Source organism: Sedimentitalea todarodis (assembly GCF_032595355.1).
GTDB lineage: Bacteria > Pseudomonadota > Alphaproteobacteria > Rhodobacterales > Rhodobacteraceae > Sedimentitalea > Sedimentitalea todarodis.
The window spans coordinates 82,810-105,177 of sequence record NZ_JASMWN010000013.1; the positions used below are offsets into that span (position 1 = coordinate 82,810).

General features: G+C 56.8%; 18 protein-coding genes and 3 pseudogenes. 16 read left to right on the forward strand and 5 right to left on the reverse strand.

Annotation, left to right across the window (positions count from 1 at the left end; translation table 11 throughout):
• Positions 1 to 611 precede the first annotated feature (611 nt).
• Together QO231_RS15840 and QO231_RS15845 are read left to right on the forward strand one after the other, a co-directional pair.
• Positions 612 to 3,953 (forward strand): M10 family metallopeptidase C-terminal domain-containing protein, encoded by a 3,342-nt coding sequence (locus QO231_RS15840; RefSeq protein WP_316778443.1) that lies wholly within the window; start codon positions 612 to 614, stop codon positions 3,951 to 3,953.
• A gap of 66 nt (positions 3,954 to 4,019) precedes the next feature.
• Positions 4,020 to 4,418 (forward strand): hypothetical protein, encoded by a 399-nt coding sequence (locus tag QO231_RS15845; RefSeq protein ID WP_316778446.1) that lies wholly within the window; start codon positions 4,020 to 4,022, stop codon positions 4,416 to 4,418.
• A 4-nt stretch (positions 4,419 to 4,422) separates the two neighbouring features.
• Here the strand turns inward: QO231_RS15845 and QO231_RS15850 are convergent, their stop codons facing one another.
• Positions 4,423 to 4,992, reverse strand: a complete 570-nt coding sequence (locus QO231_RS15850) for a tetratricopeptide repeat protein (RefSeq protein ID WP_316778449.1) — start codon at positions 4,990 to 4,992, stop codon at positions 4,423 to 4,425.
• Positions 4,993 to 5,698: 706 nt separating this feature from the next.
• Here QO231_RS15850 and QO231_RS15855 point away from each other — a divergent pair.
• Genes QO231_RS15855 through QO231_RS15865 form a run of 3 tightly spaced genes read left to right on the forward strand, consistent with a single transcriptional unit; the run spans position 5,699 to position 6,886 of the window.
• Complete coding sequence (locus QO231_RS15855; RefSeq protein WP_316778451.1) at positions 5,699 to 6,052, forward strand: amino acid synthesis family protein; 354 nt, start codon at positions 5,699 to 5,701, stop codon at positions 6,050 to 6,052.
• Positions 6,040 to 6,606, forward strand: a complete 567-nt coding sequence (locus QO231_RS15860) for a TetR/AcrR family transcriptional regulator (RefSeq protein WP_316778454.1) — start codon at positions 6,040 to 6,042, stop codon at positions 6,604 to 6,606. Before QO231_RS15855 ends, QO231_RS15860 begins: the two co-directional genes overlap by 13 nt.
• Positions 6,584 to 6,886: a chorismate mutase gene (locus QO231_RS15865; protein ID WP_316778457.1), complete on the forward strand. Its 303-nt coding sequence runs from the start codon at positions 6,584 to 6,586 to the stop codon at positions 6,884 to 6,886. The genes QO231_RS15860 and QO231_RS15865 overlap by 23 nt, the downstream gene beginning before the upstream one ends.
• A 453-nt stretch (positions 6,887 to 7,339) precedes the next feature.
• Here the strand turns inward: QO231_RS15865 and QO231_RS15870 are convergent, their stop codons facing one another.
• The 3 genes and pseudogenes from QO231_RS15870 to QO231_RS15875 all read right to left on the reverse strand — a co-directional run bounded on the left by QO231_RS15870 (position 7,340) and on the right by QO231_RS15875 (position 9,556).
• On the reverse strand, positions 7,340 to 8,269 hold the full coding sequence (locus QO231_RS15870; protein WP_316778460.1) for a hypothetical protein: 930 nt from the start codon (positions 8,267 to 8,269) through the stop codon (positions 7,340 to 7,342).
• 81 nt (positions 8,270 to 8,350) lie between these two features.
• Positions 8,351 to 8,476, reverse strand: a pseudogene (locus QO231_RS26280) (IS6 family transposase); the annotation flags it as partial.
• Positions 8,477 to 8,638: 162 nt separating this feature from the next.
• On the reverse strand, positions 8,639 to 9,556 hold the full coding sequence (locus tag QO231_RS15875) for a LysR family transcriptional regulator (RefSeq protein ID WP_316778463.1): 918 nt from the start codon (positions 9,554 to 9,556) through the stop codon (positions 8,639 to 8,641).
• A 232-nt stretch (positions 9,557 to 9,788) separates the two neighbouring features.
• Between QO231_RS15875 and QO231_RS15880 the strand changes: the two genes are divergently transcribed.
• The 4 genes from QO231_RS15880 (at position 9,789) to QO231_RS15895 (ending at position 13,215) form a co-directional block, all read left to right on the forward strand.
• Positions 9,789 to 10,748, forward strand: coding sequence for a TRAP transporter substrate-binding protein (locus tag QO231_RS15880; protein WP_316778623.1), 960 nt, complete (start codon positions 9,789 to 9,791; stop codon positions 10,746 to 10,748).
• Between the two features lie 62 nt (positions 10,749 to 10,810).
• Positions 10,811 to 11,359, forward strand: a complete 549-nt coding sequence (locus QO231_RS15885) for a TRAP transporter small permease (protein ID WP_316778467.1) — start codon at positions 10,811 to 10,813, stop codon at positions 11,357 to 11,359.
• The gene (locus QO231_RS15890) at positions 11,359 to 12,699 is read left to right on the forward strand and encodes a TRAP transporter large permease (protein WP_316778473.1); all 1,341 of its coding nucleotides are present in this window, start codon (positions 11,359 to 11,361) and stop codon (positions 12,697 to 12,699) included. The genes QO231_RS15885 and QO231_RS15890 overlap by 1 nt, the downstream gene beginning before the upstream one ends.
• 27 nt (positions 12,700 to 12,726) lie before the next feature.
• Positions 12,727 to 13,215: a universal stress protein gene (locus QO231_RS15895; RefSeq protein ID WP_316778475.1), complete on the forward strand. Its 489-nt coding sequence runs from the start codon at positions 12,727 to 12,729 to the stop codon at positions 13,213 to 13,215.
• 205 nt (positions 13,216 to 13,420) lie between these two features.
• Here the strand turns inward: QO231_RS15895 and QO231_RS15900 are convergent.
• Positions 13,421 to 13,519, reverse strand: a pseudogene (locus QO231_RS15900) (ATP-binding protein); the annotation flags it as partial.
• Here QO231_RS15900 and QO231_RS15905 point away from each other — a divergent pair.
• From QO231_RS15905 to QO231_RS15935, 7 genes and pseudogenes are all read left to right on the forward strand, one after another.
• Positions 13,488 to 13,700: pseudogene (locus QO231_RS15905) on the forward strand (transposase); the annotation flags it as partial. The pseudogenes QO231_RS15900 and QO231_RS15905 overlap by 32 nt on opposite strands.
• Positions 13,701 to 13,903: 203 nt before the next feature.
• Positions 13,904 to 14,800 carry a LysR family transcriptional regulator gene (locus QO231_RS15910; protein WP_316778477.1) on the forward strand — a complete coding sequence of 299 codons (897 nt, stop codon included), beginning with the start codon at positions 13,904 to 13,906 and terminating at the stop codon, positions 14,798 to 14,800.
• Positions 14,801 to 14,883: 83 nt separating this feature from the next.
• On the forward strand, positions 14,884 to 15,726 hold the full coding sequence (locus QO231_RS15915; RefSeq protein WP_316778479.1) for a putative hydro-lyase: 843 nt from the start codon (positions 14,884 to 14,886) through the stop codon (positions 15,724 to 15,726).
• On the forward strand, positions 15,723 to 16,766 hold the full coding sequence (locus QO231_RS15920) for a TRAP transporter substrate-binding protein (RefSeq protein WP_316778482.1): 1,044 nt from the start codon (positions 15,723 to 15,725) through the stop codon (positions 16,764 to 16,766). Before QO231_RS15915 ends, QO231_RS15920 begins: the two co-directional genes overlap by 4 nt.
• A gap of 83 nt (positions 16,767 to 16,849) precedes the next feature.
• Positions 16,850 to 17,413 (forward strand): TRAP transporter small permease subunit, encoded by a 564-nt coding sequence (locus QO231_RS15925; RefSeq protein WP_316778485.1) that lies wholly within the window; start codon positions 16,850 to 16,852, stop codon positions 17,411 to 17,413.
• Positions 17,413 to 18,696 carry a TRAP transporter large permease gene (locus QO231_RS15930; protein WP_316778488.1) on the forward strand — a complete coding sequence of 428 codons (1,284 nt, stop codon included), beginning with the start codon at positions 17,413 to 17,415 and terminating at the stop codon, positions 18,694 to 18,696. The genes QO231_RS15925 and QO231_RS15930 overlap by 1 nt, the downstream gene beginning before the upstream one ends.
• Before the next feature lie 74 nt (positions 18,697 to 18,770).
• Positions 18,771 to 22,361, forward strand: coding sequence for a hydantoinase B/oxoprolinase family protein (locus tag QO231_RS15935; protein ID WP_316778490.1), 3,591 nt, complete (start codon positions 18,771 to 18,773; stop codon positions 22,359 to 22,361).
• Positions 22,362 to 22,368: the final 7 nt, after the last annotated feature.

A 22,368-nucleotide genomic window follows, 5' to 3' on the forward strand; every position in this document is an offset into this window, starting at 1 on the left:
ATTGTTGAGCCCATTGAGGCAGCGGTGATCGATGTCGAGGGGGAGCCCCTATATGCGACCCCGAAGTTGCCGACCAAAGAGCAGATGGTTCATAGCTGACGGCAACACCGCGCATGGCCGGCAGGTCCTCAACATCGCGCAGTCGTGTGAGAGATCTGAAATGGGTTCAGATGGTTTAGGCCGCAATTTCGTAAAGGAAACGATGGCCTTTGAAAGCGCGACCTGACCTCGCCGCAGCCCTCCCCGGATGCTTACCCTGAAGGTCGCCCGTTTGCCAATACACCCCAGCTATCGCACTGGATTCATGAGATGTATTCCTTGACCGAAGTTGTGCAACAAAGCCCGCGAGAGGGCGTCCACGCGATCGCTAACGCCAGTCGGCGGCCTCAAGTTTGAGCGACCCAATTGGTGCTATCCCTAGACTCTTGGTGTCTTTCGCAATAGTTGTTAGTCGATCGATTGACATTAGCAATGGTTGTTATTGCAATGTTCTCGATCATCGAATGTGACGCGCCTGATTGGGCCGTGAACATGATGACTGCCGGTTACCGGCAGCAAGGAAACCTTACATCTGAAGCTACTTTTGTTTGTCAAGACAGGGAGTTCCAAAAATGCCAAACCCAAGCGAAACTGCGGTCGAATGGTGGGTCAATGACCAGACGCCGGATAATCCTTATGGCAAGAGCGAAGACTACGAGGCGTTCCTCGATTATGTCGGAGCGTTGAATCGCAGTCTTACCCCGGCGATCGCTGCGGAACCGTTGAGAATCAATGTACAGGAACTCAGCAACCATCCAGAGTATCAGGCCGCCGCTGTTGGTGCCTTGCAGATGTGGTCCTCGGTTACGCCTTTGGAATTCGAGATCGTCTACGACACGCCCTGGGACAGCTCAACGGACTGGATGCGGGTCGTCAGCCCCGAACTGGGCGAGCCGAGCGATGGCAGCGCTTTTTCAAGCAATCGGTATGTCAGCATCGGTCAGCGCTTTCATGACACTGAGCCAAACAAGACGGATGTCGGCGGCTATGTGTTCGATTCCTTCATTCACGAATTTGGCCATGAGTTCGGCCTGAACCATCCCGGCCTGTACAACTACAGCGGCCCAGGTGGCATACAGATCAACTATCTGAACAATGCGACCTGGACATATGACCGGCAGCAATACAGCGTCATGTCCTATTTCGACGGAATCGACGTTGGTGAAGACACCCGCTGGTCCGCAGCAACACCGCTCATGGCCGATATCGAGGCCGTCATCCGCCGCTTTTTCTCGACCGTCGATGCGGACGGGGTGCGGACCTATCAAACCATCGACCTCATGACGGGCGATAACGTTTACGGGTTCAACAGCACCGAGTATGGCTACGAGCTCACAGCCTACGGCATGCAGCACGATATCGGTTTTGTGATCCATGACACCGGTGGAACCGATACCATAGACTTCTCCGGTTCGACTGCGGGCACGATCCTTGATTTGCGCGCCGGACAGTTTTCAAGCGTGAACGGGCATCGCAACAACGTGTCGATATTTGACGGGCACAATGCGGATGCGACCGAGTATTACATTGAGAACGGTATCGGCAGCAGCCATGACGATATCCTGATCGGCAACGACGGTGCCAATGTTCTGGACGGCCGCGGCGGCAATGACCGGATGGCGGGATACGGTGGCGACGACGTCTATTTTGTCGATTCCGCTGACGATATCGTGCGCGAAGAGGCAAATGGCGGCAATGACACGGTCATCGTGCTGTCCAGCGATCTGGACGTGGGAACCATCGCCAACGTCGAAAACATCATCTACGCCGATGACTCGACATCCCAGCCAAACGATGACGGCGGCGAACCGGTGCCCAGCATCGGCGACAATACATTGACCAGCATCATCATCGGCACCGAAGGCGGCGAAACGCTCGACGGGGGATCGGGCGACGATACGATCTTTGGGCAGGGCGGCGATGACCTGATCTTCGGCGGGCGCGACTCGCTCGCCAGCCGGGACATCAACAATACGATTGCGTTTGCGAATCTCGAGGATCAGACCGAGAGCGACGACGGCAATGACACGCTTTATGGCGGCGGCGGAAACGACACGATCCTCGGTGGTCAGGGTAACGATATTCTCGACGGCGGTGACGGGGATGATACGCTAAGCGGCCAGGATGGTATTGACATCTTCCGGGGCGGCGATGGCGTCGATACGGTCGACTACAGCCGGGAAAGCCCATTCCAACTGCTCGTCAACCTCGAGACCAACATCGCCAGTGGCGGCACCGCATCGGGCGATACCTTCTACAGCATCGAGAACTTGATCGGCTCGGATGACCGCATCGATCGTTTCATCGGCACGTCCGACGCAAACCATTTCTGGGGTCGGGGCGGCGGCGACGTTTTCAACGGACGCGGCGGCGATGACATCCTGGATGGCGGCGCCGACGGCGACATCCTGTATGGTGAAGACGGGAACGACACGATCATCGGTGGCGGCGGTCAGGACTATATGGACGGCGGCGACGGGATCGATACGGTCGTCTATGCCGGCAGTTCCGACGGTGTGACGGTTGATCTCGCGAACGAGACAGCCAGTGGCGGCGATGCGGACGGGCCAGTCCAGATTGTCGGGCGCGGCACCGTCATCCGTCACGATTTTGTCGTTGGCTTTGAAAACGTCATCGGTTCATTCCACGACGATACGCTCATCGGCGACGATCAGGTGAACGAGCTCTCCGGCGGTTCGGGCGACGATATCCTGCGCGGTGGCGGAGGTGCCGACCTGTTGAATGGCGGCGCTGGCAGCGACACGGCGGACTATGCCAATGCGGCCAAGGGGCTCAAGCTCAAGCTGGACAGCGGCAAATCTGCCCGTGACACCTATGTCTCCATCGAGAACATCGCCGGTTCGGGCTTTGATGATCGCATTAGAGGCGACAATGGGGCCAATGTCCTGACCGGTCAGGGAGGCTCGGATGTAATCAAGGGTCGCCGTGGCGATGACACCCTGCTTGGCGATTTCGCCTATCAGGGCGAACCTCTGCCACAACCGGGTATGGGCACCGGCTATGCCACGCTGGGACCGGATGCGACGAACAACTCAATAGCAACGGCCTTTGACATCTCAAACAACTTCTCGCTGGCCGAAGATCCGAACATCTTCGATTCGACAACCGTGCTTCACACAACCGTCAGCGCTACCGGAAATGGTCTGGGCGGATACTATAGTATCGACCTCGCCGCCGGCACTCAGATCTCGATCGACATCGACGGGATCGCCGATCCCAACGTTCATGACAGCTGGGTCAGGTTACTGGACAGCAGCGGTACGATCGTCGCCCAGAACGACGATGGCGGCGGCGATCCCGGCTCTACAAGCAACCGGGATTCAAGCATTGCCTTCACCGTCGAGGAAACCGGAACCTACTACATTCTGGAGGGCAGCTGGTCGCCGACGGCTCCGGGCAGTGGTTGGGCGGAAACGGTGCCAGAGGGCTCGACATACGAACTGAACGTATCGGTTGATTTTCCGCCGCCTCCGCTTCAGCCAGGCATTGCGGGGTCCGATACCCTGCGCGGCGGCCGCGGCAACGACCTTCTGGACGGCGGAATGGCGGCAGATCTGCTGTATGGCGGTGTCGGCGAGGATTCCTTCCGCTTTTCCACGGCGCTTGAAGACGGCAATGTCGATTGGATCATGGATTTCGATGTCGATGATGACCTGATCCTGCTCGACAATCTGATCTTCGAGAATGTGGGCGGCGATGGCGCTCTTGGCTTTGACGCGTTCCATATGAGTTCGGCAGGTGTGGCGTTTGATGCCAGCGACCGCATCATCTACGACACCAACGATGGCACCTTATCTTACGACTCTGACGGCACGGGCGACGATGAAGCCATTCAGTTTGCGCGCCTGAGCGCAAATCTGGATCTTTCGGCAAGTGATTTCATTGTTATCTAGTGGGCTTTCGGGCGGGGACCCCGGTCCCCTCCGATGTCGACGTCATGGCGATTTTGGAGAATGATGATGAAGCCTACGATTGACCGGCGCGCGGTGCTTATCACAGCTGGCGCTGCCGCCGCAGTGGCGGCCATGCCAGTCGCTGCGCAATCGATAGCTGTGCGCGGCGTTGTCAGGTTCGAAGGCGGCGAGTCTATTCCGAAGGGTCAGGTCGATGTCTATGTTGATGACCCTGCCATTCAGGATGCTTCGCGGCATCAACGCGCAAAAACCACCCTCAGCAGTGATGGAAAGTCAAAGACGATAGCCTTTTCACTGTTCTTGCCGGTAGATTCGATTGCTTCGTCAGCGCGGGAGATCGTTGCGCGTCTGGAAGACATTGATGGCTGGCTGATCGCTCGGGGCAGCGCAGAGTTCAAGGCAGGCTCGACAGCCGACGTCACACTCAACAAAGCCATCTACTGAATGGTCAGCGACGCAAATTCGTGAATGGCGCGCCGCGATCGTTTGGTTTGCGGTGCCGCCCGTCACTTGAAACCGGGTTTTGTTCGCGGCGACGAACTGGGTGAGCAGGCCAGCGCTCGGCCCAGAGTATCGCTGCATCAAAATCGCCTGTTGTATGATGCGCCAATGCGAGACCCGAGAAGCAGAAGAAGATGCTTGGATTGCGAGGATTCATGCGGATTGCAATTTCCTGGTTCGCAATGGACTCCTCGGGCCGTCCGGCAATTTCACGCGCGGTCCCGAGACTGCCGTAGGCGAGTGAGCAATTGGGATTGAGCTCAACTGCGCGTTCCAGCGCCGCGATCCCTTCGTCGAGCCGGTGCAGACCCCAGCAACCGATGCCAAGCGCCCAATGGGCGTATTCGTTTCGGTCGTCGAGCTGTATTGCGCGGCGGCCAAGTGCGTAGGCCGCTTCCATGGCAGGGCCTGAGTCCGATGCAAAGCCCAGAATGGCGATGGGATGGTTGATCAACGACAGGACCAGGTTGGACTCGGCACTTTCCGGGTCGAGCGCCAGTGCACTCTCAGGGAGCATCTTTGCCGACGCATAAGCCTCGGGCGTGAAATCATATAGCAGCTACCAAGCCCGCATCGTCAGTTCCCACACTGTCAGGTCCGGGCGGCTGAGGCGTTCGACCGGTTCCTCGATTGTGCTGCGATGCACGGTGGTTTGCATCCTGCAGATCAAAGACATCGCGAGTTTCGCTATCATGGACGTCGGACCAGACGTGACCGCCTGTCAGCCCGTCGATCAGTTGCGCCGTCACCCGCACCCGGTCGCCAGCGCGCCGAACGTTGCCTTCGAGAACAATGCGCACGCCAAGCTCTGCCGCAGCCCGGACCAAAGGTCTCCTGCCGCAAGAGTGGGGATTGATCCTGTGTGCCGGAATTGCTTGGGGCAATCCTGGCGCTGATGCTTCTCGGCGGGCCCGGTGCAGGCCTGGCAGCGAGCTTGATCTTCGGTCTCGTCGGAACGGCGCCGGCCGGGGTGATAGTGGCATTGGCCGGACTGGCCATGGCCCCGGAACGACGGGCGCTCGGCATGGGCGTGTTTCTCACGGTCTATTTCGCGATCATGACGGCAACCCCGCCAGCGGCAGGCTGGATTTTCGGTCGTACAGGCGCACCGGAGGATGCACTCCTCTTTGGAGCTGGGCTGTTCGCCCTCGTTCTTCCCGCAGCGGTCCTTTTCGGATACTCAAGATCCGGGCCCTTTCGGCGACATTGCAGGAGAATGCGTGATGCAGATACGAAAAACGATGCTGATCCGCAACCGGAGCGAGACCGACGAGATGGGTGGGCCCTGCACCCCGTTGACCCGGGTGGCCGCCCTAGCGATGCTGCGAAATCCCTGTGCAGGTGTTGACCAGGACGGCCTGACCGAGCTTCTCGACTATGGCGCCACGCTAGGCGCGCGATTGGCCGCAGACGCCATGGCGGCGCTTAGCGCGCCCTGCGTCACATATGGCATGGCCACAATCGTCGGCCCACAGGGCGCGGCCGAGCACGGTGCGGCCCTGTTGCACGCGACTGGGCAAACCCGTATGAGCTGTTGGAGACCGAGGGATATTGCGGCACTTCGATGCTCGGAATAGCCAAAAAGGCGCGCGCATCGAATGAGACGCCTTACAATTGGTATGGCGACAAGCATGGCCTGTTTCAGGCGCTTGTCACCCGCAACGCAGAAGAAGTGAAAGGCCACCTTGAAGCCGAGTTGCAAACCGACAATGATGCCCCTTCGATTCCGGGCACACTTGGTCCGAAACTGCTTGAACTGCTCGCTGGCGACCGCGCGATTGCCTTGAACCGGGCCGCTGCGGCTGACAGCAGTGGCCAGCTGGGCGAAACACTGTCTTGGGCCGGTCGAGAGGCGGTCTTTCCTTTGCTGGAACAGGTGCTGCTGCGCGCCAGAAATGAGGGTTACCATAACTTCGAGCGTTCTGGTGCGGCCGTCGGTCTTTACCTGGATTTTTTGATCGGAGATCAGCAAATCCGGCGCGTCATTGGCCGCCTGCCACGCCCTACAATGGCCTGCTCGAAGAACGCTCGGAGCGTGCCCTGCGGCATCTCCGTCAACTTTTGGGCAGGCCAAACCGCCCGCAATAAGCACAGATTGGACAACAGCAATGGACAGCCTTGTACCGCCTGAAACCTGCAATTCCATGGCAGAACTTCGCGTGCAGATCGACGCTATCGACGTCGAACTCATCACGTTGCTGGTCACGCGAAGCCGCTACATAGACCGCGCAGTTGATCTCAAACGAATTGAAGGTTTGCCCGCGAGAATAGCGGACCGCGTTGAAGAAGTTCTGGACAAAGTCAGTGCAACCGCCATCGAACTGGAACTAGACCCAGACCTTGTGCATTCGCTGTGGACAGAACTCATCGAATGGTCCATCGCACGGGAAACCAAAGAACTGGGGGCCTGACAAAGTGAGTATCGGCGGCACATCGCGTCGCAAGTAGTCTGGTGTGCTCTGGGCGAAATCTTGCTTCGTCCCTGTCCCGCTGACAGACGTCTCGTACACCAGATTCTGCACGATTTGCGAAAGGCTGCTCTGGTGAAGCTGTACAACAGTTTCATCGGTTGTCGGTATCCATAGGCTCTTCAGCCCCTCCTTCGTTGACCACCTGCTCAATCGACGCGTTGGAGACGTCTGTGATGCATCCGGCCCGGTAACTGTGCACAAGCTTTACGGTTTTGGCGATGTGCGTTTCCGGATCTGGTGTTTCAAGTCCACGATGTGGTGGCTGGCCACATGCGAACGACCTCTAACCGAAATTGGCGTCAATAAAAACGACAGGTTTGAGAAAGGTTTCGCTGGCAGCAGCATCTCGCATTCCAAAACCTCATTCCACCAACCGCACAAATTGATAGACAGTCAAAAATCAAGGCAGCGTGGAAGGCTTTTCCCAATCACAGGGGCGATCGTCTGCGCGATACGCTGTGCGCCGGTTGCCGTTGGGTGGATCGCGTCACGATAGTCGTTCTCGGCCATCTGTACCATTCCAAGATCCAGAAACGGAATGCCACGGGCCTCGGACCATTCCAGAAACCTTGACTGTGCCGCACGAATTGTTCCGCTGCGTTCCATGGTCGTCGGATGGTATATCAAAATAGGGCGCACGTTTTGGTCCATCAAGGTATCTGCGATTTGATCAAGAGCCGCCAAGCTAAGCTGTGCCCGGACCGCTGGTGACTGACTGTCTGCCGTTGCATGAGAGGATCGGAGATAGCGTTCCGTTACGGCTTGCAGCGCATCACCAATCGCAGTCCAAGAAGGTTCTGTGCGGTAGGGCAGAATGTCGGACGTGGCGCCTGGTACATCATAAAGGTCATGGGCCGATACCACGATGCCTGCTGCACTTGCCCCAAACGGCCCATGTTTTTTCAGGAATGCGGCTTGATTTACAAGCCCCCAACTTGAGACGGCCATAGGAAGCACCCGGAGTGTGCACCCAGCAAGGCGAGGATCATCGCCTAGCAACTCACCGAGCCGGGCAGAAATGGTTTCGGATTGGTCCAGAAAATGACCACCGTAGATCACACTGTCACCAATCAGGAGGAGGTGTCGGTCCTGGTTGGCAGGCAAAGCAGGGTGTTCCGGTGCCCGCATACCATTGGCGTTTATTGCAATCGTGTTGCCCCAACGCCGATATGTCGCCGACGGGACAAGTTCGTATTCTGTTGAAGGGTCCAACCTTGCAAGAGGCGGGTCGCCGAGACCTGCGCCCCAACGCAACACACATTCTGTGGCGATCAACAAGACCGCGATTCCGATGGCCGCGTATTTGATCATCGCAAGACTCATCAGTGCTTCCTAAACTGCCACCGTAATGGATGCGACGGCTTTTCGAGCCAGCAAGTAATCGCAAAGGCGAACGCGATAGACAATACACCGGGCAACGCGATCAGCCACGTTCTGATAGGAAAGCGGGCAGCGCAGATACCAGCGGATGGCGCATAGAATGACGTCACGGGGAAAGCGATGGTGCTTGAACGGGGATTTGCGTGGCATGATCAACCTCAAAAACCGCAAGGTGATCAAACTGCTCATGGAAATCAGCCATCATGAGGGATTCACCAAGTGAACCCCTCGGTCGATATGTGCCAAAAGGCTGATCCAGGTTTCACATACCTTGATTGAAACCCACTTGGCATGGACGAACTGAAGATGGTGCTACGTGTGAGCAGCAGTCAGGCAATCCAAAAAGGTTGTTAGCCGCCTACCGGCGGAGGCGCTCTTTCGTACAATGGCGGACATTCTGGATGTGTATCTGACAGTGCCGTTTTCCAGCTCGTGCATAAGCGCTGCGTCCAGAAAGGGTTTAGCTGTGTGCGTAGGTAAGAAACCTAGGTAACGACCGGACAAGATGAGAAGCGTAAGTGCTTCTTCATTTTGCGCGAAGGCCGATTTGCGCAAGCTAAGCTCTTGATGGATTTCCATGTTCGGTGAGTTGAAGCTCAGGCCAACATAAGCAAAACTTCTCAGCCTGTCCAAGCCGAGTTCCCTGGTCGGTTTTCCGAATAGAGCATGACCTCTTCCGCAATAAAGACGCATGTCTTCCGTGTACAAATCTTCATATGTCAGCATCGGAGATTTCCGGTGCAATGGAACAATCCCAAGATTTAGCTTTCCGTTGATCACACCGTCTTCAATGACGGTGGGTGTCTCATGGGAAATGTCGAGCGTCACCCCCGGTGCGATGTCACGGAACATGCGTATTGCCTCGAAAACCTTGGCTTCCGGGTTGGTCGAAGAGTGATCCATACAGGCGATTCGGAGTGTCCCGGAAAAGTCGGCGTGCGCCTCATCAACTCTTTCCTGAAATCTGTCCAGTGACACGAACAGGTCTTCCGCAGCTTCCAGAGTGAGCTTCCCGTCAGATGTCAGTGAAAAGCCGGCCGGGCCACGGTGGCATAGTTTGAATCCGATCCGGGTTTCAAGGTCGGAAATATGCTTGCTGATGGTGGATCTGCCGATGTTCAGCTCGAACTCTGCGGCCGTGAACCCCCCGCACGCCGCAACGGTCTTGAATATGGCAAGCAGTCGGATGTCCACATCAGTGATGCGGTTGCTGGCGATTTTTCGCACCATAAAAAGGTTCCATTTTATCGACGCTTACGTCAAGAACTTTGTATTAACTGCAACCAAGAAGCAACCTAGTAAGGGCAGTTAAGACCTAGATCGCGATTTGCCGATTGACGGTCAGCCCAACTTGCCCGCAAGCTTGGGCCAACCAAAACCAAGACCAACAACTGGAGGGAACCAAATGAAACTTATGAAATACCTATCGACGGCTGCTACGGTGGCGTCTGCTGTCGTACTGATGGCAGCCGCACCGGCGTACGCCAAGAATTTCAAGATCGCTGTAGGCGACAGTGGCGGCAGCAGCCAAGAGGCGACAGGTATCGGCTTTGTGAAGGCGCTCGAAGAACTGTCGGGTGGCAAACATACTGCAACTCTGTTTCTGAATGGGCAACTTGGCTCGGAACAGGACACTGTGAACGAAGCCGCTATCGGCACGCTGGATATGTCGATTTTGGCGATCAACAACGTTACACCGTTTTCACCTACGGTTGGCGTCTTCACACTGCCATATGTGATCTTGAGCCTGGAAGATGCCGAAAAGCTGACCCAAGGCCCGATCGGTCAGGAATTGACAGAGAACACAATCAACGACGCGGGCGTGCGCATCATTGCCTGGACTTACACAGGGTTCCGGGTGCTGACCAACTCGAAGAAGCCGGTCAAATCCGTTGCCGACCTGCAGGGTCTGGTGATCCGTGTTCCAAAAAATGAAATCATGATTGATACCTATAAGGCCTGGGGCATCAGCCCGACGCCGATGGCATGGTCGGAGACATTTGCAGGCTTGCAGACTAAAGTTGTCGACGGTCAGGACAACCCCTACACCACCATCAACGCCATGAAGTTCTACGAAGTTCAGAAGTACGTGACCAACATCCGCTACATTTTCTCGATCGAGCCACTGATTATTTCTGAGCAAGTGTTCCAGGAATTGTCAGAGGAAGATCAGAACATCATCCTGGAAGCAGGCAAGGCAGCAACAGCCGCATCTGCACAATTCCTGCGGGACAAGGAGGCTGAAATCAAACAGATCCTTCTGGATGAAGGTATGGAAATCACGGATCCGGAAAACAACGAAGAAGAATTCATCAAACTGGCCACAGAAGCCGTTTGGCCGAAATTCTACGATAGCATAGGCGGCGTAGACAAGCTGAACGCCGTGCTTGCAGAAATCGGTCGGGACCCCGTTTCCCAGTAAGTCTCAACGAAAACAGTGGAAAGCGCCTTCGGGCGCTTTTCTCAATTGACAGCGAGGGGCCAATGACAAAATTCTGGTATGTGATTGATAACATTGAGAGCTATATTTGTCGCACCTTGCTAGCGATATTTGTGTGCCTGCTGTTCCTGCAGGTTATCGTTCGGACTTTGTTTGACTTCTCTTTCTCATGGGTCGAAGAGTTGTCGATCTACATGTTCGTTTGGTTCGTTTTCTTTGGCGCGAGTTACGCCGCCAAAATGGGCGCTCACAACCGCGTGACCTTTCAATTCAAGTTTTTGCCGTCTGGTGCTATCAAGTACATCGAGGCCTTTGCGGACCTGTTCTGGGTCTTTTTCAACGTCTATTTCGTCTACCTGTCGATCGACTTTATCTTCAACAAGATGAACAAGTTCCAGTCCTCTCAGACAATGGGTTTTCACCTCAGTTGGGTCTACATCGTTCTGCCCATCGCCTTCTCCTTGATGACATTCCGCGTCCTGCAGGTGAACTACAAGAAGATCGTTCTAGGCGAAAATCTCCGCGATCCTGATGCCATCGATCTGGAAGAAGTGCGCGCTGAAGCTGCCGAACTTGAGCAGGAGAAGAAGTAATGGAATCCCAGATCATCCTTATCCTTTTCGGCGGCTTCCTGCTTCTCATGTTCTTCGGGGCTCCGATTACCGTTGCCCTTGGCGTGTCGACACTGATCTCGTTTCTGTACCTTGACGAGAACCCGATAAAGTTCGTCCAAATCGCCTTCACCTCTGTGGGCTCGTTCCCGCTTATGGCCTTGCCTGCGTTCATCCTCGCCGGTGCTTTGATGGAAGCCGCGGGTCTGTCGCGACGGCTGATCAACGTGGCCGAGAGTTTCGCGGGACCCTTCACAGGCGGTATGTCCGCGGCGACCGTTTTTGCGTGCCTGTTCTTTGGGGCAATCTCTGGTTCTGGTCCGGCGACAACCGCTGCCGTAGGGATGTTGATGATACCAGCCATGATCGAACGCGGTTATGGACGGAGCTATGCATCTGCCATCACCGCATCTTCGGGCGGCCTGGGCATTGTCATTCCACCGTCGATCCCTTTGATCATCTTCGGTATCGCAGCGCTTGGCATGCCACCCCCGCCGGCGGCAGTTGAACAGTTTGGCCAGTTTCAGACGGTCTCGATTCCGAAACTGTTCATTGCAGGGTTCATGCCAGCGTTCCTGATCGCCGGTAGCCTGTTGCTGATGAACTATATCCTTGCGAAAAAACACGGCTACAAAGGCTCGTCCGAAGGATGGTCTGCGCGTCAGATCTGGTGCGAGCTGTATCGCGGTTTTTGGGCACTGATGGCTCCGGTGGTTATCTTGGGCGGTATCTATTCGGGCTTCTTCACTCCTACGGAAGCTGCAATTGTGGCGATCTTCTACACACTGATCGTAGGCGCGTTCATCTACCGAGAGCTAAGTTGGCAAAAACTGTTCACGGCGCTTGAGACCACAACCTGGCTTACCGGGCGTGTTCTGTTGATCATGTTCACTGCGACTGTGTTTGGGCGTCTTCTGGTCGAGAACCAAATTCCGGCGACCATCGCGAACGGAATGCTGTCTGTCACCGACAACATCTATGTCATCTGGGCGTTGGTAATCTTCTTCCTGCTCTTCGTGGGCATGTTTATGGAGACGCTGGCAACGATCCTGATCCTCGTTCCGGTCATGTTGCCGGTTGCCTATAGTGTCGGCATCGATCCCATCCACTTTGGCGTGGTAATGGTGTGCTGCCTCGGTATTGGTTTCCAGACACCGCCCTTGGGCGAGAACCTGTTCATCGCATCGGGAATATCCAACATCTCGATTGAGAAGATATCGGTAGCAGCTCTGCCGTTTGCCTTCATCAATACGGTCGCAATTTTTATTATTGCCTTTGTTCCCGAGATATCCCTTTGGTTACCAAGGTTTTTTGGATATTGAACCGCGATCAGAAAAAGGAACTAACGCATGTTGCCGAAAATTGAAGATATCCTGGTCGCAACCGATCTTTCCAAGAATTCCGACAACGCCCTGCGTTTTGCCCTGAGCATGGCGCAGGCCAACAATGCCAAGCTTCATGTGCTTCATGTGACGGAACCACTGTCGCAGGACGCAGTGGTGACGATGCAGATGTTCATGCAGGATGATGCCTCCAGGAAACTGGCGATCAAGAACCGCCATGAATCCGTCAAGCAACTGCTGAAAGACAATCAGAAGGCGTTTATCAAAACGCTGTCGGCTGTTGACAGGGACGCCTACGCAACGGTCAGTTCAGTTGAACTTGTTGATGGTCATCCGGCAGAAGAAATTCTGACACGCGCCAGAGAACTCAATTGTGGCATGATCGTAATGGGGACACATGAGCATGGCACCGGGCATACTTTCATCGGGACAGTGGTCAAAAGAGTTTTGAGGCGCTCGTCAGTACCAACTCTGGTGGTTCCCCACACAACTTGATACGGGACCGTTGCGCTCGGGTCTGTGGACATTCGGGCTTCCAAAGAGCACTGGGTCCCGATTCAACGTAAGCGCGCTCCCATCACCCTCGTAGAAATTGCCTGATTGTTATCTGGAAATGAGCCTGAAGCATATGGAGGGCTCAGATGGATACGACCGTACAAAATTACGAAACTTCGTAAGGCTCCGGCGGGGGCCGTCTGCACGTGAGGTTGGTCGTGATGACGACGCTGGTCCGCTCATAGAGTTTTCTGAGAAGGTGGAACGATAGCGCGCCACCGGATGGGCTGAACGGCAGGCAGCCGCAGTATAGCGATGCCGCGATCCAGACATGCTTGACGATGAAAGCCCTCTTCGGCATGGCCCTCAGGCAGACCACAGGCTTCGTCGAGAGCCTTCTGCGGCTCGTCGGCCTCAACTGGTCGGTGCCTGATTTCAGCACGCTAAGCAGGCATCAGAAGACCTTGGCAGTGACCATTCCATACACTCGGCGATGGTCCGGCGGTGAAACTCGGTTCTCGAACTTCGGGCCCGGCGCCTAGACTTCGGCCCGGGCGTGTAATGAAACTCCTACCACCAGCGTAAAACCCTCCTTCGGGCCGCGCCGGGCTGCTGACTGGAAAGGGTCCAGCATGTGCTGGGACCAAAATAGCTTCCGATCGGGCCGATTCTCGCGCAGTTTGGCAGAATGACCAGAATCAACTTGGATCAGATCAGCGCCTTTCTGTCCGTGGTGCGTTTCGGTGGCGTCAACAAAGCCGCGCGGGTTTTGAATTTGACGCAACCGGCGGTGACCTCCCGGATCAAGAACCTCGAAGAAAGCCTGTCCAAGTCCCTGTTCGACAGAGGGCCCGGCGGGCTTCGGCTGACAAAACACGGCGAATTGTTTCTCAGGTATGCCGAGCGTTTCGAGCACCTCGCAGAAATGGTCAACAAGAACGTGGTCGATCCCGAGGGGCTCGAAGGGTATCTGCGCATCGGGGCGTCCGAGACGATCACCCAATGTTGGCTCCCTGACTTTGTGACACGATTGCACAAGAAGTTTCCCAAGCTCGAAGTTGAGATCAATGTCGATATCTCGGTGAATCTGCGGGCGGCTCTGCTTGATCGCGAGATTGACCTTGCGATCCTGTTGGGACCGGTTTCCGAGTATACGGTCAACAATGTCGATCTGCCCGGATTTGAGCTGGCCTGGTACGTTGCTGCCAATGTGCAGCCAGAGCACAGCAATCCCTCTGAGTTTCTGCGCATGCCGGTTCTGACTTATGCCCGCAACACCCGACCCTACAGCGAGTTAAAGGCGCTTCTGCTCGAGCGGGTTGGGCCAGATGTGAGGATGTTTCCGTCGTTTTCGCTTTCAGCCTGTTTCAGGCTTGTCGAATCGGGCATCGGTGTCGCGGCACTGCCAAAGGCACTGGCAAAACCCTATACCGACGCCGGAAAGATCCGAGAATTCGACCCGGGTTGGGTGCCAAACCCCTTGAGCTTCACCGCGTCCTATCTGGGTGATCCCAAGAGCCACATGATTGAAACTGCGGCCAGAATGGCATTTGGGGTGGCAACCGAGTTTGACGGTGATCAATAAAATCTATCGAACCGATAAGAAATAATCGATTTGATTTTATAGATTGAGTATTGCCAAGCTGTGCCCGGGAAGAGGGGCAGGCATTGGCATCATCATACAAAGACCTCAAGGCGATGGATCGAAACTCGATCCGGGCCGCCATTCGGGGCGGCGCATACCGCTCGCATACGGCGGGGCTCGCGCCAAAAGTCCTGCAGTCGAATCTGGCGATCCTGCCCGAGCGATATGCCCTGGACTTCATGCGCTTTTGTCAGCGCAACCCCAAGCCCTGCCCCCTGTCGGGCGTGTCGGATACAGGCAATCCGATGATGTTTACACTGGGCCATGACATCGACATCAGAACCGACGTGCCAGCCTATAACATCTACCGCAATGGCAAACTCTCAGACACGGTGAGTGACATCGCTGATATCTGGCAGGACGATCTTGTCGCGTTCGCTCTGGGTTGTTCCTTCACCTTTGAACACGCCTTGATGCATTCCGGTGTCGAGCTTTGGCATATCGAAAACAATACGACGGTGCCGATGTTCCGCTCGAACATCGAAACTGTGCCGTCCGGCCCGTTTCATGGAAAAATGGTGGTCAGCATGCGTGCTGTTCCTGCCAATCAGCTTGAACTTGTCTCCGGTATCTCGCGCAGGTTCCCTCATGCCCATGGTGGTCCCGTTCATACTGGCGATCCGGCGCAGATCGGAATCAAGGACATTGCCAGTCCGGAATGGGGCGATCCGGCCCCGGTGCCAGATGGTCATGTGACAGTGTTTTGGGCCTGCGGTGTCACGCCACAAGTTGCGATTGAACAAGCCGGCCTGCCGATCTGCATCACCCACAAACCCGGTCACATGCTGATCACCGATGTGCCCGAAGATGCCGAAAACCCGATCATTCAGAATTCGCGACCTCAAACAACAGGATTTGACCAATGAACAATGTGAAAGTGACAATCGGTGCTGCGTGCCTTGCCCTGATGGCCAGCAGTGCACTTGCCGAAGACCCGGTGAGCATTCGTGCCGTAGGAACCTGGGGCAATCTGACGAACTACATCAAGCACGAGGGCCCCTTCTGGAACGAACGCATCGCGGCTGCCACGGATGGCAAGATCGTTGGCGACATCAAACCCCAGACCGAGTTGGGTTTGAAGGGTTTCGAGATCATGCGCATGGTCCAGAACGGTGTATTCGATTTCGCCTTCGGTCTGCCGGGATATGTGGCGGCCGAGGACGCGATCTTCGAGGGGGCAGATCTTGCGTCGCTCACGCAGGACATCGAAACACAGCGCAAAGTTGCTGATGCCTTCTTTCCGACACTCGAGAAGTCCTTTGCCGAGATTTACAACGCCAAGTTGCTGATGCTCTATCCGTTTCCAAGCCAGACACTTTGGTGCAACGCCGAGATCAACAGCATTGCGGACCTCAGCGGCAAGAAGATCCGTGTATATACCACGTCACTCGGCGATTTCGTTGAGGGCGTCGGCGGAACGTCGGTGACCGTGTCTTTCGCAGAAGTGATTCCGGCGCTGGAAAAGGGCGTCGTCGACTGCGCGATAACAGGTACCATGTCGGCCTACACCGCAAATTGGCAGCAGGTTGCAACCCACGCCTACACGCTCAGGGTTGGCTGGGGCTTGGCCTTTGGTGCGATGAACATGGACAAGTGGAACAGCCTGACAGACGATCAAAAGGCCCTGCTTTCGACTGAGATCGCTGCCCTCAACGAGGAAATGTGGGCCGAAACCGCAACCGAGGATGAAGTCGCAATCGCCTGCATTACCGGCGGGGCCTGCGACATTGGCGAACCTGGAGACATGGTGCTGGTTGAGCCTTCGTCCGAGGATCTGGCGGTGCGTGACCAAATTGCGAACGACGTGATCCTGGCCCGCTGGGCCGAGCGTTGCGGCGCGGAATGCACGGCCACCTGGAACGAAACGATCGGCCCGGTCCTGGGGCTGACCGCAGTGGCCAAATAGTCTGTACCAAGCACCAGACCACGCGGCCGGGGCGCTCCCGGCCGCGTCAGAATTTCTCGATCTCGTCCGGAAAGGCCTGACACATGTTTGACAGAACGCTGAATGCCGCAGAGACCGTGTCGCGCGTGTTTGTTTGGGTCGGCGGCAGCCTTATCCTCGGGTCCGCGATCCTCGTTACGATCGAAGTCTTCTTGCGAAAGTTCCTGAATGTATCGTTAGGCGGCGCTGACGAAATATCTGGCTATGCCTTCGGGGTCGCAACGTCTCTGGGTTTTGCCTATGCGCTGTTTGAGCGCGCGCATATTCGCGTTGACGCGGTCTATACGTTCTTTCCCAAAACCATGCAGCGGGTTGCCGACCTCGTTGGACTGGTGCTGCTCGTCGGGTTTGGCGCGGTGGTGGCCTATATGGCCTGGAGCCTGGTGGGGGACACGCTAAAAAACGGATCGCGATCAATCACGCCGATGCGCACGCCTTTGGCTATTCCACAAATCCCCTGGCTCATTGGGTGGCTGTTCTTCGTCGCCACCGGAGTCCTGATGTTCATTGCGGCACTCGCCAACCTGTTCACGGGACGTGGCGAAAGGGCCGACCAGTTGATCGGCATGAAGACTCTTTCTGAACAAATCGAAGATGAGACAGTCTGATGCTGACTAAAACACTTGTCATTCTGCTTGCGCTGATTGCAATCGCCGTACCGATTTCCGCTGCCCTCGGGTGGCTGGGACTGATCCTGCAATGGGATGCCGGCATCCCGCTATGGCGCGCACTTGGTGACACCGCATGGCAGAACGGAACCGACTTTCTGCTTGTGGCAATCCCGATGTTCATCATGCTGGGTGAAATCCTGCTGCGGGCAGGTATCACCGAACGGATGTATGAGGGTATCGTCAAATGGCTTGGCTGGTTGCCGGGCGGATTGATGCACTCGAATATCGGATCATCGGCCCTGTTTGCCGCGACATCCGGCTCGTCCGTGGCAACCGCCGCGACGATTGGCACTGTGGCTGTGCCGCAGATCGAGAAACGGGGCTACAATGAGCCGCTGTTTCTGGGAACAATCGCCGCCGGTGGGACACTGGGCATTCTGATCCCTCCATCGATCAACATGATCCTTTACGGGCTCTTGACCGATACATCGGTGCCCGAGCTTTATCTTGCGGGCTTTGTTCCCGGGTTCATGCTGGCTGCGTTGTTCATGTTGACCGTGGTTGTCCTTTGCCTGATCAAGCCGAAGTGGGGCGGTGAAGCATTGCGCGCAACCTGGGCCGAGCGGATCAGCGCCCTGCCAGCGCTCATTCCTCCGATCGGAATATTTGTCGTGGTCGTGGGGTCCATCTATGCCGGATGGGCGACACCGACCGAAGCTGCGGCCCTAGGAGTCGTCGCGGCGCTTGTCTTGGCGGCTTTCAACAAGAAACTGACGATAGACATGTTGCGCGCCGCGATCGAGGGGACAATGCGCACCACCTCGATGATCATGCTGATCATTCTGGCTGCGGTCTTTCTGAACTTCGTTCTCTCGGTGATTGGTGTCACCACGGCATTGGCGGCCTCTGTCGAGGGGCTGGGTCTCAGCCCGTTTCAAACGATGCTGGTGTTGATCGCAGTGCTCGTCGTGTTGGGCTGTTTCATGGAAACGCTTTCGATGTTGCTGACGACGGCACCGCTCGTCACGCCAATTGTCATTGCGCTCGGCTATGATCCGGTCTGGTTCGGGATATTGCTGATGGTGCTGCTCGAGACTGCGTTGATAACACCTCCGATCGGGATCAACCTGTATGTTGTCCAGGGCATTCGTGAACGTGGCTCGATTGGTGATGTCATGAAGGGCTCCGCTCCATTCGTCGTGACGATGTTTGCGATGGTGGCATTGTTGCTGGCCTTCCCGAGCCTCGCGCTCTGGCTGCCGAGCCTGTTCTACCACTAGACGCCGCCAGTCCGGCAATCTGATCTGAAGATAGACGCGGGGACAATGTGTCCGCAAAACAGGAGAGATGAATCATGTGGCAGTTCTGGGTCGATCGTGGCGGCACATTTACAGACATCGTTGCGCGCAAGCCCGACGGAGATCTGATCTCGCACAAGCTCTTGTCTGAAAATCCCGAGCGATACCCCGATGCGGCGGTTCACGGAATCCGCGACATGCTGAAGCTTGACGGCAGCGATCCAATTCCGACCGGGACGATCGAGGCCGTGAAGATGGGCACAACGGTTGCGACCAACGCACTCTTGGAACGCAAGGGCGAGCGGACCTTGCTCTTGATCAACAAGGGTATGCGGGATCTGCTGCGGATTGGATATCAGAACCGGCCGCGCCTCTTTGATCTGCAGATTGTATTGCCGGAACTGCTGTATGATGAGGTGATCGAGGTTGATGAGCGTCTTGCGGCGGATGGCGAGGTCATCACGCCGCTGAATGTCGACGAGGTCCGCGCGGCCCTCGCCGATGCCTATGGCAAGGGATACCGCTCGGTCGCCGTGGCGCTGATGCATGCCTACCGGTTTCAGGAGCATGAAAAACAGATCGGCGATCTGGCGCGGGCGGCCGGGTTCACACAGGTGTCGCTCAGCCATGCGGTCAGCCCGTTGATCAAACTGGTATCGCGCGGCGACACCGCCGTGGTTGACGCCTATCTGTCGCCCATCCTGCGCCGCTATGTCGGACAGGTCAGCGATGCGCTAGGGGCGAGCCGGGGGGGCTGCGGATCGCTGATGTTCATGCAGTCCAATGGCGGGCTCACCGATGCGTCGCTGTTTCAGGGCAAAGATGCCATCCTGTCGGGGCCGGCAGGGGGTGTCGTGGGTATGGTGCGCAGTGCCGAGGCCGCCGGATTTGACAAGCTCATCGGCTTTGACATGGGCGGCACCTCGACTGATGTCTGCCACTACGCGGGTGAGTATGAGCGATCCTTCGAGACCGAAGTCGCAGGTGTCAGGATGCGGGCCCCGATGATGAGCATCCATACGGTCGCCGCAGGGGGCGGCTCGATCCTGACCTATGCCAACGGGCGGATGCAGGTCGGCCCGGAAAGTGCGGGCGCCAACCCCGGCCCGGCCTCCTACCGGCGCGGCGGATCATTGGCGGTGACGGATTGCAACGTGGTGCTTGGTAAGATTCAGCCGGATCAGTTTCCCCATGTGTTCGGGCCGGATGGTACGGATCCGCTGGATGCCGCCGCCGCGCGCACCAAGTTCGAAGAGATGTCAAGGTTGATCGCCGAAGAAACCGGCGAAGCGGCTCGCAGCCCCGAAGATCTGGCCGAGGGATTCTTGCGGATCGCTGTCGAGAATATGGCCAACGCCATCAAAAAAATCAGCGTGCAACGCGGGTATGACGTGACCAAATACACGATGAACTGCTTTGGCGGGGCCGGCGGACAACATGCGTGCCAGGTTGCAGATGTCTTGGGGATGGAGGCGATCTTTATCCATCCGTTCGCCGGAGTCCTTTCGGCCTTTGGCATGGGATTGGCGGATGTGCGCGCGATCCGCGAGCATCAGTTCGCATTGACCATCGACGAGGTTTCCGAGGCGAAAGGCGTCCTTGACCGCTTGGATGCAGAGGCAAGATCCGAAGTGTCCGGGCAGGGTATCCCGGACGGCGCGATCAGCCTTGTGCGAACCGCCCATATTCGTCCGCGGGGATCGCATCAGGCCCTCGGCGTGCCTTTCGGCTCCGCCGAAGACATGCGGTCGGGCTTTGAAGCGGCGCATCAGCAGCGCTTTGGGTTTGTGCCGGAACGCGGAGAGTTGATCATCGATCTCTTGACGTCAGAGGCCATCGGGGCAACCGGCGAAGCCGTGACATTGCCGGAAGTCGCCTCTCGGGATGCCGAAAAATACGCTTCGGCAAGCATGTATTGCCTGGGTGACTGGCGTGATGTTCCCATGGTGGACCGGACCAGGATGGCGACGGGTCAAACCGTCACCGGGCCTGCAATCATCGTCGAACCGACCGGCACCAATGTCGTCGAGGATGGCTGGCAGGCCGAGAGCATCGCCGGCGGCAACCTGCTGTTGCGCCGGATCACGCCTCTGCGGCGCCAGGAGGCCATCGGCACCAAGGTGGACCCCGTGATGCTGGAGGTCTTTAACAACCTGTTCATGTCCATCGCCGAACAGATGGGCGCGACACTGGCGAATACCGCCTATTCCGTGAACATCAAGGAGCGATATGACTTCTCTTGCGCGATCTTTGATGCAAGCGGTGACCTGATCGCCAACGCACCGCATGTGCCGGTCCACCTCGGCTCGATGAGCGGTAGCGTCCGCACTGTGCTTGCGCAAAACAAGGGCAAGATCCGCCCCGGCGACGTGTTCATGATGAACAACCCCTACAATGGCGGAACCCATTTGCCAGACGTGACCGTGATCACGCCGGTCTTTGATGCGGCTGGAACCCGGATCATCTTTGTCGCCGCCTCGCGTGGGCACCATGCGGACATTGGCGGCAAGACGCCGGGATCAGCCCCGCCAGACAGCCGTCATATCGACGAAGAAGGTGTACTGATCGACAACTTCCTTCTGGTCAAACAGGGCAAGCTGCAAGAGGCAGAGACACGCGCTCTGCTGGCCTCGGGCAAATACCCCTGCCGTAACATCGACCAGAATATGGCCGACCTTGCGGCGCAGGTCGCCGCCAACGCAACCGGGGCCAGCGAATTGAACGGCATCGTGCGCCAATTCGGCCTTGAGGTGGTCCATGCCTATATGGGGCACGTGCAGGACAATGCGGAAGAGAGCGTGCGTAGGGTACTGGATGTCCTCAAAGACTGCTCGTTTGAATACCCGATGGACAGCGGCGCACATATCAATGTGAAGATCACGGTGGACAAGAGCACGCGCCAGGCCATCATCGACTTTGCGGGAACCTCGCCTCAGGATCCGCTCAACTACAACGCCCCGCTATCAATCTGTCGCGCGGTGGTTCTCTATGTCTTCCGGACCCTTGTCGGGGCGGATATCCCCATGAACGAAGGTTGCATGAAACCCCTGGAGCTCAGGGTTCCGGAGGGGTCGATGATCAACCCGGACTACCCCGCAGCGGTCATTTCAGGCAACACCGAAGTCAGCCAGTCGATCGCCGACACGATGTATGGCGCACTGGGTGTCATAGCCGGCTCGCAAGGTACAATGAACAATTTCGTCTATGGCAACGACCGACATCAGAACTATGAAACCATCTGCGGAGGCACAGGAGCGGGACAGGGGTTTGACGGAGCCAGTGCCGTTCACAGCCACATGACCAACACCCGGATGACCGACCCCGAAGTGCTTGAAACGCGTTTTCCGGTCAGGGTGGATGAGTTCTCGATCCGTCGCGGATCCGGTGGCGGCGGAGCCTTCAAAGGCGGCGACGGGATCACCCGCAGGTTGCGATTCCTCGAACCGATGACGGCAACGGTGTTATCGTCCCACCGAAAGACCGTTCCTGCCGGAGCGGCTGGCGGGCAACCGGGGCTCACCGGTCTGAACTTCGTCGAACGGGCAAACGGTGAAACATCTCCGTTGGCAGGCAACGACGAAGTAGAAATGGCAGTCGGAGACGTCTTTGTCATGAACACTCCGGGCGGCGGCGGATATGGGGTCTGAATTTCTT

Excerpts from the sequence above, each read along its gene's own strand:
- QO231_RS15850 (WP_316778449.1), bottom strand. The coding sequence starts at position 4,992 with ATGCTCCCTGAGAGTGCACTGGCGCTCGACCCGGAAAGTGCCGAGTCC.
- QO231_RS15855 (WP_316778451.1), top strand. The coding sequence starts at position 5,699 with ATGCAGATACGAAAAACGATGCTGATCCGCAACCGGAGCGAGACCGAC.
- QO231_RS15840 (WP_316778443.1), top strand. The coding sequence starts at position 612 with ATGCCAAACCCAAGCGAAACTGCGGTCGAATGGTGGGTCAATGACCAG.
- QO231_RS15885 (WP_316778467.1), top strand. The coding sequence starts at position 10,811 with ATGACAAAATTCTGGTATGTGATTGATAACATTGAGAGCTATATTTGT.
- QO231_RS15935 (WP_316778490.1), top strand. The coding sequence starts at position 18,771 with ATGTGGCAGTTCTGGGTCGATCGTGGCGGCACATTTACAGACATCGTT.
- QO231_RS15870 (WP_316778460.1), bottom strand. The coding sequence starts at position 8,269 with ATGAGTCTTGCGATGATCAAATACGCGGCCATCGGAATCGCGGTCTTG.
- QO231_RS15890 (WP_316778473.1), top strand. The coding sequence starts at position 11,359 with ATGGAATCCCAGATCATCCTTATCCTTTTCGGCGGCTTCCTGCTTCTC.
- QO231_RS15925 (WP_316778485.1), top strand. The coding sequence starts at position 16,850 with ATGTTTGACAGAACGCTGAATGCCGCAGAGACCGTGTCGCGCGTGTTT.
- QO231_RS15875 (WP_316778463.1), bottom strand. The coding sequence starts at position 9,556 with ATGGTGCGAAAAATCGCCAGCAACCGCATCACTGATGTGGACATCCGA.
- QO231_RS15865 (WP_316778457.1), top strand. The coding sequence starts at position 6,584 with ATGGACAGCCTTGTACCGCCTGAAACCTGCAATTCCATGGCAGAACTT.
- QO231_RS15910 (WP_316778477.1), top strand. The coding sequence starts at position 13,904 with ATGACCAGAATCAACTTGGATCAGATCAGCGCCTTTCTGTCCGTGGTG.
- QO231_RS15920 (WP_316778482.1), top strand. The coding sequence starts at position 15,723 with ATGAACAATGTGAAAGTGACAATCGGTGCTGCGTGCCTTGCCCTGATG.
- QO231_RS15860 (WP_316778454.1), top strand. The coding sequence starts at position 6,040 with ATGCTCGGAATAGCCAAAAAGGCGCGCGCATCGAATGAGACGCCTTAC.
- QO231_RS15895 (WP_316778475.1), top strand. The coding sequence starts at position 12,727 with ATGTTGCCGAAAATTGAAGATATCCTGGTCGCAACCGATCTTTCCAAG.
- QO231_RS15930 (WP_316778488.1), top strand. The coding sequence starts at position 17,413 with ATGCTGACTAAAACACTTGTCATTCTGCTTGCGCTGATTGCAATCGCC.
- QO231_RS15880 (WP_316778623.1), top strand. The coding sequence starts at position 9,789 with ATGGCAGCCGCACCGGCGTACGCCAAGAATTTCAAGATCGCTGTAGGC.
- QO231_RS15845 (WP_316778446.1), top strand. The coding sequence starts at position 4,020 with ATGAAGCCTACGATTGACCGGCGCGCGGTGCTTATCACAGCTGGCGCT.